The 17,349-nt window shown below is 71.1% G+C and carries 12 protein-coding genes; 5 read left to right on the forward strand and 7 right to left on the reverse strand.

What is annotated here, in order from left to right; translation table 11 throughout:
• Position 1: 1 nt before the first annotated feature.
• Both ftsX and ftsE read right to left on the reverse strand, forming a co-directional pair.
• Complete coding sequence (ftsX, locus tag EV375_RS09730) at positions 2 to 913, reverse strand: permease-like cell division protein FtsX (protein WP_130299090.1); 912 nt, start codon at positions 911 to 913, stop codon at positions 2 to 4.
• A gap of 104 nt (positions 914 to 1,017) precedes the next feature.
• Positions 1,018 to 1,707, reverse strand: coding sequence for a cell division ATP-binding protein FtsE (gene ftsE, locus EV375_RS09735; RefSeq protein ID WP_055485218.1), 690 nt, complete (start codon positions 1,705 to 1,707; stop codon positions 1,018 to 1,020).
• A 344-nt stretch (positions 1,708 to 2,051) separates the two neighbouring features.
• On the opposite strand from ftsE, the gene EV375_RS09740 reads away from it, so the two are divergent.
• Positions 2,052 to 2,246, forward strand: coding sequence for a hypothetical protein (locus EV375_RS09740; RefSeq protein ID WP_130299091.1), 195 nt, complete (start codon positions 2,052 to 2,054; stop codon positions 2,244 to 2,246).
• A 165-nt stretch (positions 2,247 to 2,411) separates the two neighbouring features.
• Here the strand turns inward: EV375_RS09740 and EV375_RS09745 are convergent, their stop codons facing one another.
• The 4 genes from EV375_RS09745 to EV375_RS09760 all read right to left on the reverse strand — a co-directional run bounded on the left by EV375_RS09745 (position 2,412) and on the right by EV375_RS09760 (position 7,993).
• The gene (locus tag EV375_RS09745; RefSeq protein WP_207228040.1) at positions 2,412 to 3,086 is read right to left on the reverse strand and encodes an LPXTG cell wall anchor domain-containing protein; all 675 of its coding nucleotides are present in this window, start codon (positions 3,084 to 3,086) and stop codon (positions 2,412 to 2,414) included.
• Between the two features lie 266 nt (positions 3,087 to 3,352).
• Complete coding sequence (prfB, locus tag EV375_RS09750; RefSeq protein WP_130299092.1) at positions 3,353 to 4,471, reverse strand: peptide chain release factor 2; 1,119 nt, start codon at positions 4,469 to 4,471, stop codon at positions 3,353 to 3,355.
• Positions 4,472 to 4,792: 321 nt separating this feature from the next.
• The gene (locus tag EV375_RS09755) at positions 4,793 to 6,169 is read right to left on the reverse strand and encodes a serine/threonine-protein kinase (RefSeq protein ID WP_130299093.1); all 1,377 of its coding nucleotides are present in this window, start codon (positions 6,167 to 6,169) and stop codon (positions 4,793 to 4,795) included.
• A gap of 120 nt (positions 6,170 to 6,289) precedes the next feature.
• Positions 6,290 to 7,993, reverse strand: a complete 1,704-nt coding sequence (locus EV375_RS09760; protein WP_130299094.1) for a serine/threonine-protein kinase — start codon at positions 7,991 to 7,993, stop codon at positions 6,290 to 6,292.
• A gap of 507 nt (positions 7,994 to 8,500) precedes the next feature.
• On the opposite strand from EV375_RS09760, the gene EV375_RS09765 reads away from it, so the two are divergent.
• The 4 genes from EV375_RS09765 to EV375_RS09780 all read left to right on the forward strand — a co-directional run bounded on the left by EV375_RS09765 (position 8,501) and on the right by EV375_RS09780 (position 16,086).
• A complete protein-coding gene (locus EV375_RS09765; RefSeq protein ID WP_130299095.1) occupies positions 8,501 to 12,019 on the forward strand; it encodes an FHA domain-containing protein in 3,519 nt (1,172 codons plus the stop codon).
• A gap of 142 nt (positions 12,020 to 12,161) precedes the next feature.
• Positions 12,162 to 13,586: an extracellular solute-binding protein gene (locus EV375_RS09770; protein ID WP_130299096.1), complete on the forward strand. Its 1,425-nt coding sequence runs from the start codon at positions 12,162 to 12,164 to the stop codon at positions 13,584 to 13,586.
• 257 nt (positions 13,587 to 13,843) lie between these two features.
• Positions 13,844 to 15,124 carry a carbohydrate ABC transporter permease gene (locus EV375_RS09775; protein ID WP_130299097.1) on the forward strand — a complete coding sequence of 427 codons (1,281 nt, stop codon included), beginning with the start codon at positions 13,844 to 13,846 and terminating at the stop codon, positions 15,122 to 15,124.
• Positions 15,121 to 16,086, forward strand: a complete 966-nt coding sequence (locus EV375_RS09780; protein ID WP_130299098.1) for a carbohydrate ABC transporter permease — start codon at positions 15,121 to 15,123, stop codon at positions 16,084 to 16,086. The genes EV375_RS09775 and EV375_RS09780 overlap by 4 nt, the downstream gene beginning before the upstream one ends.
• Positions 16,087 to 16,222: 136 nt before the next feature.
• Here the strand turns inward: EV375_RS09780 and EV375_RS09785 are convergent, their stop codons facing one another.
• A complete protein-coding gene (locus EV375_RS09785) occupies positions 16,223 to 17,188 on the reverse strand; it encodes a class I SAM-dependent methyltransferase (protein WP_130299099.1) in 966 nt (321 codons plus the stop codon).
• Between the last annotated feature and the right edge of the window lie 161 nt (positions 17,189 to 17,349).

The following is a 17,349-nucleotide window of genomic DNA, read 5'->3' on the forward strand; positions in this document are numbered from 1 at the left end:
GTCACACCTTCAAGTACTTGCGGAGCGTGAAGAACGCTGCCACCGCGGGCATCAGGACTCCCACCGCGACGAGCAGGGGCAGAACCTTGAACACCGCGTCCCAGCCGATGAAGTTGATGAGTGCGATCTTCTCCGCGAGCCAGCTGTCGATGAGGAAGAACTTGCCGCCGACGAGGAGCACGCACGCGAAGCCCGCCCCGATGAGGCCGGCGATCGCCGCCTCGAGGATGAACGGCATCTGGATGTAGAAGCTGGAGGCGCCGACCAGCCGCATGATGCCCGTCTCACGGCGGCGGCTGAACGCGGAGACCCTGACCGTGTTGACGATCAGGAGCAGCGCAACGATCAGCATCAGCCCCATCACGAACAGCGCTGCGATGTTCATGCCGTTGAGCAGGTTGAAGAGGTTCTCCAGCAGGTTCCGCTGGTCCTGGACCTCCTGCACCCCCGGCCTGCCGGAGAACGCCGTTTGCAGCACCCGGTACTTGGTCGGGTCCTTGAGCTTGACCCGGTAGGACTCCTGCATCTGGTCGGGAGTGAGGCTGTCGGCGAGCGGAGAGTCCTTGAACTGCTCCTGGTAGTGCTTGAACGCCTCGTCGGCGGACTCGTGGTAGACCTTGTCGACGACGCGCAGCTTCTTCAGCTCGGTGCGGATCTGCTCCTTCTGCTGCGAAGTCACAGCGCCCTTGGCGCAGTTCGGGTCGGAGTCCGCGTCGTTCTCGTTGCACAGGTAGACCGACACCTGAACCTTGTCGTACCAGTAGCCCTTCATGGTGCTGACCTGTTCGCGTGCGAGCAGGGAACCGCCGGCGAGGGCCAGAGACAGGGCTACCGACACGATCACCGCGAAGGTCATCGTGAGATTGCGGCGGAGACCGACGCTGATCTCCGACATTACGAACTGGGCGCGCATGGCGTCCTTTCAGTGTGTTGCCGTCTCAACTGCTCAGACTGCTCAGACTGTTCGCCTGCGGGTTCGCCGGCCGTCGCGGCGCCGGCGCTCGCCCGCCGGGCCGTTCAGTGCTGGTAGCCGTAGACACCGCGCGTCTGGTCACGCACGAGCCGGCCGCGCTCCAGCTCGATGACGCGCTTGCGCATCTGGTCGACGATCTGCTGATCGTGCGTGGCCATCACGACTGTCGTGCCGGTCCGGTTGATCCGGTCCAGCAGCTTCATGATTCCGACGGAGGTCTGCGGGTCCAGGTTGCCGGTCGGCTCGTCCGCGATCAGCAGCATGGGACGGTTGGCGAAGGCCCGGGCGATGGCCACCCGCTGCTGCTCACCTCCGGAGAGCTCACCCGGCATCCGGTCGTCCTTGCCGCCCAGGCCCACCAGGTCGAGCACTTCCGGGACGGTCTTGCGGATCTGCACACGGGACTTGCCGATGACTTCGAGCGCGAACGCGACGTTCTCGCCGACGGTCTTGTTCGCCAGCAGCCGGAAGTCCTGGAAGACGGTGCCCAGCTGGCGGCGCATCTGCGGCACCTTCCAGTTGGACAGCCGCGCGAGGTCCTTGCCCAGTACGTGCACCTGACCGTGGCTGGCGCGCTCCTCGCGGAGGATCAGCCGCAGGAAGGTGGACTTGCCGGAGCCGGACGATCCCACCAGGAACACGAACTCACCGCGCTCGATGTCCAGCGAGACATCGTGCAGCGCCGGGCGGTTCTGCTTGGGGTAGGACTTGGAGACGCTGTCGAATCGGATCACGGGTACACCACGTCGGCCTGGGGTAGGGGCAGCGGAAGCCGCGGTGCGGCTCCCTGAGGTCCTCCCGGCGTCAGCCGGGGACCGGTGTGGTGACCCTACGCGAACCGGCGCACGGTGCGCAGTCGGCGTCCGTTGTTGGTGGTCTTGGTCACGCACCCTTTCGGACAAAGCAGACTTCTGCGGTCCATTCCTCCCCGCTTCCGGACCGGACGGTCACGCCGGGCGACGGACAGGGACGAGCCTCTGCACGCGCGCGCGGATGCTGGCACAGTGGAGGGGAGGAACGCATCCTTCGGGGAACCGATCACTCCCCGGCGTCGTTTGGCAGACTGAGAGGAGTTCGCATGACATGCGACCGACTGGTGTGTGCCAACTGCGCCGGCCCCGTCAGTGAGGGCCGCTGCTCCGTCTGCCGTGCCCATCGTCAGCGTCTCCACCGTGAGTCGCCCTTCGCGAGCCTCTCCCCCACCGCGCTGTTCGCGCTGCTGCTGGCGCTGCTGACCGTGGCACTCGTGGCGCAGCGGATGGCGACGGCGTAACCGGGCGGGCACGCCTGGTGCACCTTGCCCGGCGGCCGCCGGGAGCTGATCACCTTCAGACGTACGGCCCGCCTTCGGGCATACGGCCTTCAGACATACGAGGGGCCCGGGAAGCGCTGTGCGCTGCCTCCCGGGCCCCTCGTCCGCCTACGTACGACCCGTGCCTCAGGCGGCCGTACGGCGGTTGATCATGCGCGGCATCATGCGGAACGCCACACCGCCGGCGATCATCGTCGCGGCACCGACCAGCAGGAAGGTCGTCTCGGCGGAACCGGTGTCGGCCAGCTCCTCCTTCGGACCCTGCGGCTGCTGCTCGACGGGCTGGCTGCCGGTGCTGTCGGGCTGGGTGCCACCCTCGCAGTCGACGCTGTCGTCGTTCAGGTCGCAGGTGTCGTCGCCGCCGCCGGAGCCACCGATGGTTGCGGGCTCCTCGCCACCGTCGTCGCCACCGGTGCCGCCGGTGTCGCCGCCGGTCGTGGTGGTGCTGCCGCCGTCGGTGCCCTCGGTGGTGTCACCGGTGTCACCACCAGTGGTGCCCTCGCTGGTGTCGCCGGTGCTGCCCTCGGTGTCGCCACCGATCGTGGTGGTGCCGCCGTCGGTCTCACCACCGGCGTCGCCACCGGTCGTGCCCTCGGTGCCACCCTCAGTGTCGCCACCGCCGTCGCCGCCACCGATGAGGCCACCGATGACGCCGCCGAGGAGGCCGCCCTCCTGCGTGGTGGCGGCAGTGTCGGCCTCGGCGGCCTGCGCAGCACCCGTAGCGGTGAGCGAGGCGCCGACGGCGAACACGGTGCCGGCAGCGACGCGCGCCACGCGCAGCCGCGTCTTGGATTTGATCATTGGCCAACTACCCCCAGTAGTTTCATTTTTCGATGGAGCAGCTGTGTGACGGGCTGCGGAGCCTCTTGCCGGGACACGGAACTGTCCGTTCACTCAACCCCCGCACGCGCCCCTGACACAGGCATGCGAGCGCACAGCTTTCCTAGTTTTCACACCTCAGTCAAGCGAGGATGGCGTGAATTGGCCGTGCAGCCCTGTGAGTTCGGGACAGTCAGCCGAATCGTTATGCGGGAACGGCTAGTTCAGCGGCTTCTCCGGCGACTTCTTCAGCCTTCGTCCTGCTGCTCCTGCTGCTTGCGCCAGCGGATGCCCGCTTCGAGAAAGCCGTCGATATCTCCGTCGAGAACGCTCTGGGGATTGCCGACTTCATGTTCTGTCCGCAAGTCCTTCACCATTTGATACGGGTGCAGGACGTACGAACGCATCTGACTGCCCCAGGAGTTGCCTCCGTCGCCCTTGAGCGCGTCCATCTTCGCCTGCTCCTCCTGACGGCGGTGGGCGAGCAGACGTGACTGCATCACGCGCATGGCGGCGGCGCGGTTCTGGATCTGCGACTTCTCGTTCTGGCAGGAGACGACGATGCCCGTCGGGATGTGCGTCATACGGACCGCGGAATCGGTGGTGTTGACCGACTGGCCGCCCGGGCCGGACGAACGGAACACGTCGATCCGCAGTTCGTTCTCCGGGATGTCGATGTGGTCGACCTGTTCCACGACGGGCAGCACCTCGACGCCCGCGAAGGACGTCTGGCGGCGGCCCTGGTTGTCGAACGGCGAGATGCGCACCATCCGGTGCGTGCCCTGCTCGACGGAGAGCGTGCCGTAGGCGTACGGCGCCTTGACCGCGAAGGTCGCGGACTTGATGCCCGCCTCCTCCGCGTAGCTGGTGTCGTAGACCTCCGTCGGATAGCCACGGCGCTCGCTCCAGCGCAGATACATGCGCATCAGCTGCTCGGCGAAGTCCGCGGCGTCGACGCCCCCGGCCTCCGCGCGCACGCTGACGACCGCCTCGCGCGGGTCGTACTCGCCGGAGAGCAGCGTGCGGACCTCCAGTTCGTCCACCGACTTGCGGAGAGACTGCAGTTCACGCTCCGCCTCGCCGCGCGCGTCGTCGTCGCTCTCGCTGACGGCGAGCTCGAAGAGCACCTCGACGTCGTCGATCCGCGAGCGCAGGTCCTCGACCTTCCGCAGCTGGCCCTGGAGATAGGACAGCTTGCTGGTGATCTTCTGCGCGTTCTCCACGTCGTCCCACAGATCGGGGGCCGCCGCCTGCTCCTCGAGGGAGGCGATGTCGGCCCTCATCCTGCCGAGGTCCATCACGGCCTCGATCGACTCCATGGTGGAGCGGAGGGACTTGAGCTCTTCAGGAAATTCGGGGATCGCCACACCTCCACCCTAACGGCTGGGCGATGAGGCCGTTCCGCGCCGGGGGACGGGCGGGCCGGCACGTGCGCGCAGTGCCTGTCGGCCGGGCTCCGCGCGGTGGCGCCGGGGCCCGCGGGTCAGGTGTCCGGGCCGATGGCGGGCGCCGGGTGGTGCCCCCGGAGAAGCCCCCGGGCCGGTCCGGGTCGGCTCTCCCGGTATCCCGGCCAGGTCTCCCGGTCAGGATTCCGGATCACGGTTCCGGATCAGGGTTCCAGATCACGGTTCCGGATCAGGGTTCCAGATCACGGTTCCGGATCAGGGTTCCAGATCACGGTTTCCGGATCAGGGTTCCGCGGGGTGCTCGACGGCGGGCGCCGGCTGCGTGGTGTCACCGTCGTCACCGGAAGCCGCGAGCCAGCCCCCCACGCCCGCCACCGCCGCGATCACCGCGGCCCCGGCACCCAGCTTGATGCGCCGCCGCCGCGCTGCGGCCGCCGACAGCCGGTTGCGCGCGGAGCCGGCGCGCGGCTCGCCCGCCGCGCGGGGAGTACGGGCCGTGCCGTGAGCCCCTCCGGCCAGCTCGTCGGCGCCGGGAACGCGCATGCTCGTGTGGGTGTCACGGTTGGAGTCGGGGCCCGCGCCGCTGTGCACCAGGGGCACCGCCGCGCGCCCGGAGCGCGTGGAGTGCCCGCCGCCGTCACCGCCGTGGGACGCGGCCGCCGGGCGGCCGTCCTGCCCGCCCGCAGCGGGCGCGCCCGCGTGCCTGCCCGCGGAGGCGTGCCCGCCGCTGCCGGGCTCGCCCGGCCCGTGGCTGCCGTACGAGCCGTCCTGTTCCCCGTACTCGTACGGCTCGTAGACCTCCTCGGGCTGTTCGTCGATGTCCAGCGTCGGCAGCCCCTCCAGGTCCGGCAGCAGCTCGCGCAGCCGCGCCGCCACCTCGACGGCGCGCAGGCGGGAGGCGGGGGCCTTGGCCAGGCACTGGTGGATCAGCAGCCACAGCTCGTCCGGGATGCCGGGCAGCGGAGCGACCGACTCCGTGACGTGGCGGCGCAGCACCGCCCCGGGATGTCCGCCGCCGAACGGCGTGAATCCCGCGAGGAGTTCGTAGAGGACGGTGGCCAGCGCGTATATGTCGACGGAGGCGCGGGGCGGCAGGCCCTCCACGATCTCCGGCGCCAGATAGTCGGGGGTGCCGATGATCGACGTGGCCCTCGTCGTGCGGGGGGAGTCGATCAGCTTGGCGACCCCGAAGTCGGTGAGCAGCGCGGGCGGCGCACCGCCGGGACCGGCCGGTGCCAGCGCGTCCAGCAGTACGTTCTCCGGCTTGACGTCCCTGTGCACGATGCCCGCCGCGTGGGCCGCCGCCAGTCCGTCCGCGACGTCCGCCGCGATCGCCACCGCGGGCTGCGGAGCGATGCGGCGGTCGTGCTCGAGGCGTGTACGCAGATCCGTGCCGCGGACCAACTGCATGACGAGCGCGAGGTCGTTGCCGTCCACGACGAGATCGCGGACGCCGACCACACTCGGGTGATCCAGGCAGAGCAGGGCGCTGCGTTCCTGCACGAAGCGCTCCACCAGATCGCTGTCCGAGGCGAGGTCCTCGCGCAGCAGCTTGACCGCGACGGGACCGTCGGGGCCTTCGCCGAGCCACACCGTGCCGGCGCTGCCGCGTCCAAGGATCTGGTGAATGCTGTACCGGCTGCCGATCTTCCGTGCCATAGCGACAAAACTACGCGGAAGAAGGGGCGTTGAGGCACCGGAGCGCGCCAACCGTCACTTTCGAGGGGGAATTCCCGCCGAGGAAGTCGACAAATCTCCGAACTCGCGTACAGGAATGAGCTATTGGGGAGCGCTGTCGATCAGATTCCCGATCTTGCCGAACAGGTTCTCGACCGACTCCCAGAAACTCTTGCCCTGCTCCCACCACTCGGGAAGCGGAGTGAGATTCCACACCAGCACGGCCGCGACGACCATGAGCACGATCATGAACAGACAGCCCTTGAGGCAGCCGAGCCCAGGAATCCGCATCGGGTTCGCGCTGCGCTGCCGCGGCTCCCGACGGGGCCGGGGCTCGCGTCGCGGCGGGGGCTCCGGTTCGTAACGCTGCGGAGGCGGCTGGGCCGGACGCCGCTGCTGCCGGCCGTAGTGCTCCGGCGGCGGAGCCTGACGGCGGCCGGGGGGCTGCTGCGGCTGGCGCTGCGGGCGGCGGCGCAGCGGGTCCATGCTCGGGTCGAGCGGCTGGACCTGCGTCTGCTCGTTCCGGTCGCGGGCCGCACGCATCTGGTTCTCCCAGGGATGCGGACCGTCGGGCCCTCCGACGTCGGGAGACTGCGAGGGCGGCCCTCCGGGGACGGGCGGCATGACCTGCGTCGGATCCGCGTTCGGGCCCTGACCGGCGCCCTGGCCGCCCTGGCCCCCGGACTGCGGCATATAGCTGGTGGCGGCGTTCGGGTCGTACTGGCTCCCGCCGGCGCCCTGGCCCTGCGCCTGGGCGGACGGGGAGTTCGGCAGCATCTGCGTGGGGTCCGCGCTTCCCGCGGCGGCACCGGCCGCCGCTCCGGCGACCGCTCCGCCGGCGGCCGCGGCGGCGGCACCGCCCGGGCCGCCGCCGGTCTCCGGCACGGACGCCGGAGCCGGGTCGGGCGCGAGCAGACCGGCGACACCCATCGCGGCGGCCGCCTGCTCCGGCGTTGCGCCGGCACCGATGCCGGAGGCGACCGTACGGAGCGCGTTCGCGAGGCTCACGGCGCTGGGCCGCTCCTCGGCACGCTTGCGCAGGCACCGCTCGACGACGGTCCACAGCGGGTCGGGCATGCTCGGCGGCCGCGCCGGCTCCTCACCCAGGTGGCGGTGGATCACCTCGAGCGCCGAGCCTCCGGCGAAGGGCGGCCGCCCGGTCGCCAGCTCGTACAGCAGGATGCCCGCGCCGTAGATGTCGACGGCGGAGGTCTGTGGGTGACCCTGGGCCGCCTCGGGCGCCACGTAGGAAGGCGTGCCGACGAACTCCTGGGTGCGTGTGAGCCCCGGCGAATCGGCGAGCCGCGCGATGCCGAAGTCGGTGAGCATCGGGCGCATGCCCTCGGGGCCGTTGGCCAGCAGCACGTTGGCCGGCTTGAGGTCCCGGTGCACGACACCGTCGGCGTGGCTCGCGGCGAGCGCGTCGGCGACCTGGGCCGTCACCAGTGCGGCGGCCACCGGCGCGAACGGTCCGTTCTCCCGCAGGTAGCGGTGGAGGTCGGGCCCGTCGATCAGGTCCATGACCAGGGCGAGCAGATCGCCCTCGACGACGAGGTCGCGGGTGCGGACGATGTTGTGATGCGTGAGGCGGAGCAGGACGGAGCGCTCCCGCAGAAAGCGCATGACCACATCGGGGTCGTTGGCCAGCTCCTCCTTGAGGACCTTGATCGCCACCGTCTCACCGGGCTGACCGGCGACGGCCGCTTCCGCGCCCGCTGTCTCCCGCTGCCTCGCCCGCCACACGGTTCCGGTGGCGCCGCGGCCCAGCGGTTCCTCGAGCAGGTACTTGCTGCCTACCGGCCGCACGTCATGCGCTCCCTGGTGTCGTACTGCAATCCCGCCCACAATAGTGCCGCCTCGCCACGGGTCGACGTCGAGTGCGAACTGACGGGCGACTTCCGGCAAGGACGCGCCGTGCGGCGAGGACGGTTGCGCGTCGCCGGCACACAGCAGCCGCGGGCGGGGCCCGTCCTCATGCGAGCCCCGTGCGAGGCCCCGGAACGGCACCCCGCCCCGGGGCGGGGATCGTATCCGGCGGAGTGTCCGGACGGGCCCTCTTGCGCACCACGGCGAAAAATCAAGATCATTGAGCGCCGCGAGCGGGACGCGATGTCGGTGACGGGTGCGAAGATGCTCACGGCATCGACAGCACTGTGCGCGGACGCGTGGATCGGCGGGGCCGCAGAGCCCCTTCCCGGACGGCGCATTCGCGGGTGCTGTGCCGTGTGACATGTGCGCCGGGCGCGGAAGCCGGCGAGGGTGACCGCCTCGCCGCGCGTGGTCGGCACACCGTGGTTGGGACCGGGAGGGCCGATGCAGATCCGGCTGACTGTCACCCTCGGGCCGCGCGCGAGCGGCCCGGGTGCGGCTGGCGCGGCGGGTGCGGCGGGTGCGCCGAGCGGCGGAGCAGCGTGCGACGTGCTCGTCACCGCCCCCTCGGGGACGCCGCTGTCAGCCGTGACGGGCGGTCTCGTCTCCGCTGCGGCGGCGGCGGGCGGCTCGGCCCCCGGCAGCGCCGGGGCGGGCGCTGCGCAGGGCAGCGGGACGGAGCCCGCGCCGGATTCGGCCGCGACGGTGTACGCGGGCACGGAACGGCTCGATCCGCACCGTCAGTTGCTGGGCGAGCCCCCGCTCCTGGACGGTGCCGTCATCTCCCTGCACGGCCCGGCGGCGATGCCCGCCCTTTCGGCCTACGGCTCGGCGAGGGCCCGGCTGCACGTGATCTCGGGTCCGGACGCGGGCGGCATACACCTCCTCCAGGGCGGCAAGGTCACGCTCGGCCGCTCCGCCGAGGCGGACGTGCCGCTGGACGACCCGGACGTCTCCCGGCGGCACTGCGCGGTGACGGTCTCCGACGGCGGCGCCGTGACGGTCGCCGATCTGGACTCCACGAACGGCACCATGCTCGACGGCGCTCCCGTCGGCGGCCGTCCGGTGCTCTTCCGCCCGGGTTCGACGCTGCGCGCCGGAGAGTCGGCGCTGCGCGTGGAGACCTCGGCGCTCGGCGTCGCCCCGGACTTCGAGCTGGCCGGCGGTCCCAAGGCCACCACGCCCCTGCCCGCATCCCTCCCCACGCAGCCGGACGGGAAGGGGCAGCTGCGCCTGACGGCCCCGGAGGGCGGCCCGGCGGGCTCACGCGACGACCGGGACAGCGCCACCCCCGACCGGGACGGCTCCGCCGCAGAGGCCCCGGGAACAGCCGCAGGGCACCCCGCGGACGGTTCGGCGGGGATCCCGCACGGGTACGCGCCGGGCGGACCGCTGCCCGACGGCAGCACCACACACGGTTCGGGCATCGCCCAGCACGCCCGCTACGCCCAGCAGTTCACCACCGGCCCGTCCGGTACGGACAGCGCGCCCCGCAGGCCGGGCGCCCCCGCCGAGGCGGAGCCGGGGCGTCCGCGCGCCCGCGGGCTGGGGGCGTGGGCGCGACGCTTCGCGGGCGGCCAGAACGAGGAACCCGCACGGCCGCTCGCGGGCACGCCGGGCACCGCCCCGGCTCCCGGGTCCGGCGGCACCGGTTCCGCCCGGACCCCGTCCGACGACGAACGCCGCCCCGACCCGGCCACGATCCTGCTCACCGCACTCGGCCCCGGTCCGCGCCTGTGGGAGCGCGAGCCGGGTCATCCGGAGGCGCTGACCGTACGGATCGGCACGGCGCACCGCGGCGACGGCCGTCCCGGCGCACCGGTCACCGTCGGCCTGCGCGAAGCGGGCGCGCTGGGCCTGGCAGGGCCTCGCCCGCGCCTGATGGGCCTGGCCCGTTCGGTGCTGGCGCAGCTCGCCGCCCTGCACGGTCCGAGCAGCCTGGAGATCGTGCTGATCTCGGCGGACCGCTCCCGTGACGTCGAGGCCCGCATCCGGGAGTGGTCCTGGCTGGGCTGGCTGCCTCATCTGCGTCCGGCGCACGGGCAGGACTGCCGTCTGCTCACCGCCTACGACCGGGACCAGGCGGCTGCGCGCGCCGCCGAGCTGACCCACCGCCTCGACGAGTCGCGTCAGCACGCCGGGCGCGGCGAAAGCCCGTCCGGTCCCGGCCCGTTCACCTTGCTCGTCGTCGACGGCGATCCCGGATCGGCCTCCCTGCGTGACGCGGTGGCGCGGCTGGCGGCCGAGGGGCCGCGGGCCGGCGTCCATCTGCTCTGCCTTGCGGAGACGCCCGCGGCGACGCCCTCCTCCCCCGTCTCCGAGACGGTGCGGGCCGCGTACGCCACGTCCGCCGCGTTCCGCGAGTGCGGTGCGCTCGCCCTGCTCAGCGGTGCGGTCGCGACGGCGGTCCGCGTGGTGCGCCGGGACAGCGCGGCGACGGGCGGCCCGGAGGCGGCGGGCCCGGAGGCGCCGGGCAACGCGACAGCGGGCACGCGGACGGAGTCGCCTGCTGTCGCGACGCCGGGCAATGCGACGGCAGGCACCCCGGGCACCGTCTGCACGCTGGACGCCGTCTCTGCCGCCTGGGCGGAACGCTTCGCCCGGGCCATGGCTCCGCTGCGCGAGTCCGAGGGCACGCCCCTGCGCACAGGCTCGGCGGCCCGCTCCGCCGTGACGCTCCCCCGCAGCTCCCGGCTCCTGGACGAACTGGGCCTTGCCCGCGCCACCCCCGCCGCACTGCTCGCACGCTGGGCCGGACCCCCCGCGGACGACGCGGCAGGCGACAAGGCCGGCCCGGCGGCAGCCCGTGCAGCCCTGGTCTTCGGCGCGGGGCCGCGCGGCCCTCTGGAGGCGGAGCTGGGCCCCGGCCGCGGGCACGCCCTCGTGACGGGGCCGCCCGGGTCCGGCAAGACCGAGTTGCTGTGCTCGCTCGCCGCCTCCCTGTCCGTCGGCAGTCCGCCCGACCGCCTCCGGCTCGTCCTCCTCGACGGCAACGGCGGATCGGGAGAGGGACTGCACACGTGCCTGGAGCTGCCGCACGCCAGGCATCACCTGGCGGCGAACGACGTAAGCCTGATGCGCGAGTTCGCCCAGTCGATCAGCGGGGAGCTCAAGCGCCGCGCGGAATTGATCGGCCCCGAGCGCACGTACGAAGGATTCGTGCGCCAAGTCGCCCGCGCGGGGCACCGGTTGGCCGCGCAGCAGCGTCGCCGGGCGCAGCCCGCGGGAGCGATCGACCCGGCTCCCGTCAGCGAGCAGCGGGACGAGCCGGGCACGCTCCGCCTCCGCACACAGACGGGCCCCGCACCGGGCGCGGGAGCGGACGGGACAGCCGGCGCCACGACCAGCAACAGCGAGGCGATCGTTCAACACTTGGACGCACAGCCTGTTTCTCTCCCCAGAATCGTCATCCTTGTCGACGATTTCGACACACTCGTCGATCCCTCGCTCGGCAACCCTGGACGCCCCGCGGCGGGTTCGGTCATGCGCGCCCTGGAGAGCGTGGCGAAGGACGGGGCCCGTCTCGGGATGCACGTCGTCGCGGCGAGCGGCCGGCCCGACCGCACGGCGGCGACGGCGGTCGCCCAGGCGGCCGCGCTGCACGCCGAGCTGACCTTCCGGAGCGGCGGTGAAAGGCCGGGCGGCGAGGACCCGGTCCCCGGCCGCGGCATGCTCATCGACGCTGACGGCACGGCCACGGCCTTTCAGGCGGGCCGCATCACGGGCCGTATCCCGCGCACGGCGACGCAGCGTCCGACGGTCGTCCCGCTGGACTGGACGCGCGCGGGCGACCCGCCGGCGAGGCGCCCCGTACGGGAGCTGGGCAACGGCCCGACGGACCTCGCTCTGCTGGCGAGCGCGGTCGGCCGGGCGGCGCAGTCTCTCGGGGTGGACCGACAGGAATCGGGCACGCCCGCTTCGAACACATCACGGAGTGGTCAAGATGAGGTTCTTGAAAGCTGACAACGTATTGCGGGCTCTCCGCGTTCAGGCGTAGGACTTTGCCACGGGACTGAGGGCGTGGACCAGAAGCCCTCTGCCTTGTGACCACCACGGCGCGGTGACCGGGATCCGGGGCCGCGCCTCCGATGGGACGGCGGGAGCTATGCGTAATACGGTCCGTGCGACTGGTGCAGCAGGCACTGGGAACAACGGCATCTTCAGCAAGACCGGCACCAGGTCGGCCGCACGTGGCGCGGTAGCGCTGTGCGCCGTCGCCGCGCTGTCGCTCACGGCCGCCTGCGGTGGCGGCGGCAGCGAGGACAAGGGGGAGGGCGGTGGCTCTGCCCAGGCGGAGAAGAACACGGTGAAGCTCCCCGATCTCAAGGGTGAGAAGCTTCAGGTCGCCGCGGTCTGGACGGGCGACGAGGGCAAGAACTTCACCAAGGTCATCGAGGCGTTCGAGGAGCGCACCGGTGCCGACGTGAAGGTCACGCCCACGGGTGACAACGTCGCGACGTACCTCGGCTCGAAGATCGAGGGCGGATCGCCGCCCGACGTCGCGATGCTGCCGCAGGTCGGTGTGCTGAACCAGTTCGCCGAGAAGGGCTGGCTCAAGCCCCTCGACGACGCCACCAAGAAGGAGCTCGGCAAGAACTTCTCCAAGGGCTGGCAGGACCTCGGCGCCAACAAGGGCAAGCAGTACGGCGTCTACTTCAAGGCCGCCAGCAAGTCCCTGATCTGGTACAACGCCGGTGCGTACAAGAACGCGGGCGTGGGCGAGGCGAAGACCTGGCCGGAATTCGTCAAGAACGCGCAGACGATCGCCGACTCCGGTGTCGAGCCGGTCTCCGTCGGCGGCGCCGACGGCTGGGTCCTCACCGACTGGTTCGAGAACGTCTACCTCTCGCAGGCGGGCCCTGAGAAGTACGACAAGCTCGCCAAGCACGAGATCAAGTGGACCGACCCCTCGGTGAAGAAGGCGCTGACCACTCTCGCCGAGCTGTTCGGGAAGAAGGAGCTGCTCGCCGGCGGCAACAAGGGCGCGCTGCAGACCGACTTCCCCACGTCCGTGACCAAGGCCTTCGACTCCACGGACACCCCGAGCGCCGCGAGCGTCTTCGAGGGTGACTTCGTCGGCATCAACGTCGCGAACGACACCAAGGCGAAGATCGGCAAGGACGCGAAGGTCTACCCGTTCCCGGCGGTGGACGGCGACGCCCCGGTGGTCACCGGTGGCGACGCGGCCGTCGCGCTGAAGGACAACAAGGCCGCTCACGCCCTGCTGACCTTCCTCGCCTCCCCCGAGGCCGCGGCTGTCTGGGCCCAGGAGGGCGGCTTCGTCTCGCCGAACAAGAACCTGGACGGCGAGGCGTACCCGAACGATGTCCAGCGCAAGATCGCCAAGGCCCTGGTCGCAGCGGGTGACGACTTCCGCTTCGACATGTCCGACCAGGCCCCGGCGGCGTTCGGCGGCACCAAGGGCAAGGGTGAATGGAAGGCTCTCCAGGACTTCCTGAAGAACCCCAAGGACGTGGCCGGCGCCCAGAGCGCGCTCGAGGCGGCTGCCACGAAGGCGTACGAGAACTGACGTCCGCGCCGGCTCTCAGCACGCTCTGAGAGCCGGCGACTCGTCGAACGGTGCCGGGTACGTCGATGCGGACGGGCCCGGCACCGGCGGCTCCGCGCCACCCGGCCCACCCCCACCACGACTTCCGGCCCCGGACAAGGGACACCACTGTCATGCCCACCCCTACTGCGCCACCGCCGACGCCCCCTGAAGGGGCGGCCACTTCCGCGGCTCCGGCCGCCTCGGCGGCCAAACCAAAGAGCGCCTCCGTCTCCGTGATGCGTTCACGGCCCTGGATCGCCTTCACGTTCCTGATGCCGGCGTTGGTGCTGCTGAGCGCCCTCGTCATCTACCCGATCTTGTACTCGGTCTTCAGGAGCACCCTCGACGCCTCGGGATCGGGTTTCGTCGGACTCGGCAACTACGTCGAGGTCTTCACGGACGACGACATCCTGACCGCGTTCAAGAACAACATCATCTGGGTCATCGTCGTCCCGTCGGTGTGCACGGCGCTGGGTCTGATCTTCGCCGTCCTCACCGAACGGGTCCGCTGGGGAACGGCGTTCAAGCTCATCATCTTCATGCCGATGGCCATCTCGATGCTCGCCGCGGGCATCATCTTCCGGCTCGTCTACGAGCAGGACCCGCAGCAGGGCGTCGCGAACGCCGTCTGGGTGGGCGTGCACGACACGTTCGCCGAGTCCTCGGCCTGGCCAGGCGCACGTCCCCGGCCCAACGCGGATCTGGCCGAGTCGGGCAAGGGGGCCTTCACGACCAAGTCGGCCGTCTCCTCGTCCGATCCGGCCAACCTCGCGCTCGTCGGCGTCCCTCCGAAGGACGTGGCCGGCGCGGCCCCCGCGGAGTCGGCGCCGCCCGCCAAGGCCGGCGGCATCAGCGGCACCGTCTGGCTGGACTTCTCGCCGGGGGGCGGCGGCAAGCCGGACGTCGTCGACCCGAAGGAGAAGGCTCTCAAGGGCATCAAGATCGAGGCAGTCAAGGGCGGAAAGGTCGTCGGCACGGCGGAGACCGCGAAGGACGGCACGTTCACACTGCCGTCCAAGGCCGACGGCGCAAAACTCCGCCTGCCGGCCTCGAACTTCGCGGAGCCCTACAACGGCATCGACTGGCTCGGCTCGACCCTGGTGACGCCCTCGATCATCGGCTCCTACGTGTGGATGTGGGCCGGCTTCGCCATGGTGCTGATCGCGGCCGGACTGGCGGGCGTGCCACGCGAGTTGCTGGAGGCCGCGAGGGTCGACGGCGCCAACGAGTGGCAGGTCTTCCGCAAGATCACCGTGCCGGTGCTCGCCCCGGTCCTTGGAGTCGTCGTCGTCACGTTGATGATCAACGTGCTGAAGATCTTCGACCTCGTCTACATCATCGCCCCCAGCGCCAGCCAGAGCGAGGCCAACGTACTCGCCCTCCAGCTGTATCTGTCGTCCTTCGGCGCCGGATCGAACCAGGGCATCGGCAGCGCGATCGCTGTCATTCTGCTCCTGCTCGTCCTCCCGGTGATGGTCGTCAACATCCGTCGCCTGCGAAGGGAGACCCGCCGATGACCGCCGTCAGCGCGGCCCAGCCCGAACCGACTTCCGCCGTCGCCCCGCCGGGGGCGAACACGCCGCCGCCGTCCGAGGGGAAGAAGACCTCGGTCGCCGGCCGGCTGGTGAGCCTCACCGGCCACTGGGCGGTACGTCTCGGCCTCGTCGTCATCGCCCTGGTGTGGCTCATGCCGACCGTCGGACTGCTGAGCTCGTCCCTCCGCAACCCGGAGGACATCGGCGTCTCCGGCTGGTGGACGGTCTTCGAGCTCAACTCCAGCTTCCCGTGGGTGATCGACGCGGGTCAGCTCACCGGCGAGAACTACGACGCCCTGCTCTCCAACGACCTGGTGACGGGCTCGCTCTTCACGACCCTGCTCATCACGATCCCCTCCACGCTCACCGTCGTGATCATCGGCGCGCTCGCGGGTTATGCCTTCGCCTGGCTGGACTTCCCCGGCCGCGACTGGTTCTTCCTGGTGGTCGTGGGGCTGCTCGTCGTTCCGGTGCAGGTGGCCCTCATTCCGGTCGCGAAGCTCTTCGGTGCCATCGGGCTGTTCAACACCACACCCGGCGTCGTCCTGTTCCACACGGCGTTCGGTCTGCCGTTCGCGGTCTTCCTGCTGCGCAACTTCTTCGCGGAGATCCCCCGCGAACTGCTGGAGGCCGCGCGACTCGACGGTGCGGGCGAAGTACGCCTCTTCACCCGCGTGGTGATGCCGCTGGGCGGGCCGGCCATCGCGTCGCTCGGCATCTTCCAGTTCCTGTGGGTGTGGAACGACATGCTCGTCGCGCTGATCTTCGCGGACAACAGCAATCCGCCGATCACGGTGGCTCTGCAGCAGCAGGTCCGCCAGTTCGGCAACAACATCGACGTGCTGGCGCCGGGCGCCTTCGTGTCGATGATCATCCCGCTGATCGTCTTCTTCGCGTTCCAGCGTCAGTTCGTCACGGGAATGATGGCCGGCGCCGTGAAGTAGCGGCGGCGGTAAGGCCGGACAGTGCCGTGCAGCGGCGACGGCACCGCAACGGCTCGCCGGCACGGGAGCCGGACAGCACAACGAGCACGGCAGAGCACAACAGCACAGCGGACGACGCGGGGAGTGTCCCTCCCCGTCACCGGTCCCGGGCGCCGCGCAGCACCCGGGCCAGGTGCCGGGACACCACGGGGGGCAGCACCTCGCGGGCGGTGCGGCGGGACAGCGCGGAGAGCGCCGCGCCCCTGCCGCCCCGCGCACCGCCACCTCCGGAATCCCGGGCTCCGGCCCGGGATTCCGCATGTCGGGAGTGCGGCAGCCGCGGCGGCGTCGCCTTGTCCGCGCCCACCAGCAGCAGCCGGTGCCCGGCCACCTCCTGCCACTGCAGCCAGCAGTCGCCGCGCTCCCGGAGGGCCGCGTGCAGCTCGTCCTGTACGGGGCCGGGGTCGCCCCAAGTGCCGTAGAACTTCTGAGCGCTGACACAGACCGGCCGCAGTCCGTCCTCCAGCACGGCCTGCCACGTCGCACACGCCACCCCGGGCGTGTGCGAGGAGCGGTAGTCGTCCAGGACGACCAGGCCGTCGGGCCCGAGCGCGGTACGGGCGGCCGCTATGTCGGGGCGCACATGCTCGTAGAGGTGGGACGCGTCGACGTGGACGAACCGGCAGCTGGCCGCCTCGACTTCGCCGGGGACGACGGATGTCGGTGCGTGCAGCACGCGCGGCAGTTCGTCGTGGAAGGAGAGGAAGTTGCTCTCGAACCCCCGCCGCGTCAGCGTCGAGTACGAGCCGCGCATCTCGCGTTCGTTGCCCTCGCTCGGCGCCTCCGAGCCGAACAGGTCGCAGACCGTGAATGTCTCGCCGGGCCTCAGGTACGACTGGAGCATGATGGCGCTCTTGCCGAGGTAGGCGCCCATCTCCAGCAGATCGCCGCCCTGTTCGAGCCTCTCCTGCCGCGACAGCAGCCAGTCGAACAGAACGATGTCGGTGTTGTAGAACCAGCCGCGTACTTCGCGGAAGGAGCGGGGCCGCGGCAGCTTTTCCTGCCCGCCCTCCGCTTCGGTGTCGTGTGCGTCCGTGGCGCGGGGCGTGGAGGCGGAGGTCATAGGAGCGCTTCTCCTCGTGCTGCGGAAGGGCTGAACAAGGCGCCCCGGACCGACGAAGATCGGCGGGTTCCGCGGCACCCACCGCCCTGTATACGAGCCCGCCACCCCCGTGTGCACGCCCTGAAGGCACGTGTGAACAGGGCTTCCGCCGACCGACGTCC

This window comes from Streptomyces sp. CNZ301, from assembly GCF_004217425.1.

Excerpts from the sequence above, each read along its gene's own strand:
- EV375_RS09770 (WP_130299096.1), top strand. The coding sequence starts at position 12,162 with ATGCGTAATACGGTCCGTGCGACTGGTGCAGCAGGCACTGGGAACAAC.
- EV375_RS09780 (WP_130299098.1), top strand. The coding sequence starts at position 15,121 with ATGACCGCCGTCAGCGCGGCCCAGCCCGAACCGACTTCCGCCGTCGCC.
- EV375_RS09765 (WP_130299095.1), top strand. The coding sequence starts at position 8,501 with ATGCAGATCCGGCTGACTGTCACCCTCGGGCCGCGCGCGAGCGGCCCG.
- ftsX (WP_130299090.1), bottom strand. The coding sequence starts at position 913 with ATGCGCGCCCAGTTCGTAATGTCGGAGATCAGCGTCGGTCTCCGCCGC.
- EV375_RS09740 (WP_130299091.1), top strand. The coding sequence starts at position 2,052 with ATGACATGCGACCGACTGGTGTGTGCCAACTGCGCCGGCCCCGTCAGT.
- EV375_RS09785 (WP_130299099.1), bottom strand. The coding sequence starts at position 17,188 with ATGACCTCCGCCTCCACGCCCCGCGCCACGGACGCACACGACACCGAA.
- EV375_RS09755 (WP_130299093.1), bottom strand. The coding sequence starts at position 6,169 with ATGGCACGGAAGATCGGCAGCCGGTACAGCATTCACCAGATCCTTGGA.
- EV375_RS09775 (WP_130299097.1), top strand. The coding sequence starts at position 13,844 with ATGCGTTCACGGCCCTGGATCGCCTTCACGTTCCTGATGCCGGCGTTG.
- EV375_RS09745 (WP_207228040.1), bottom strand. The coding sequence starts at position 3,086 with ATGATCAAATCCAAGACGCGGCTGCGCGTGGCGCGCGTCGCTGCCGGC.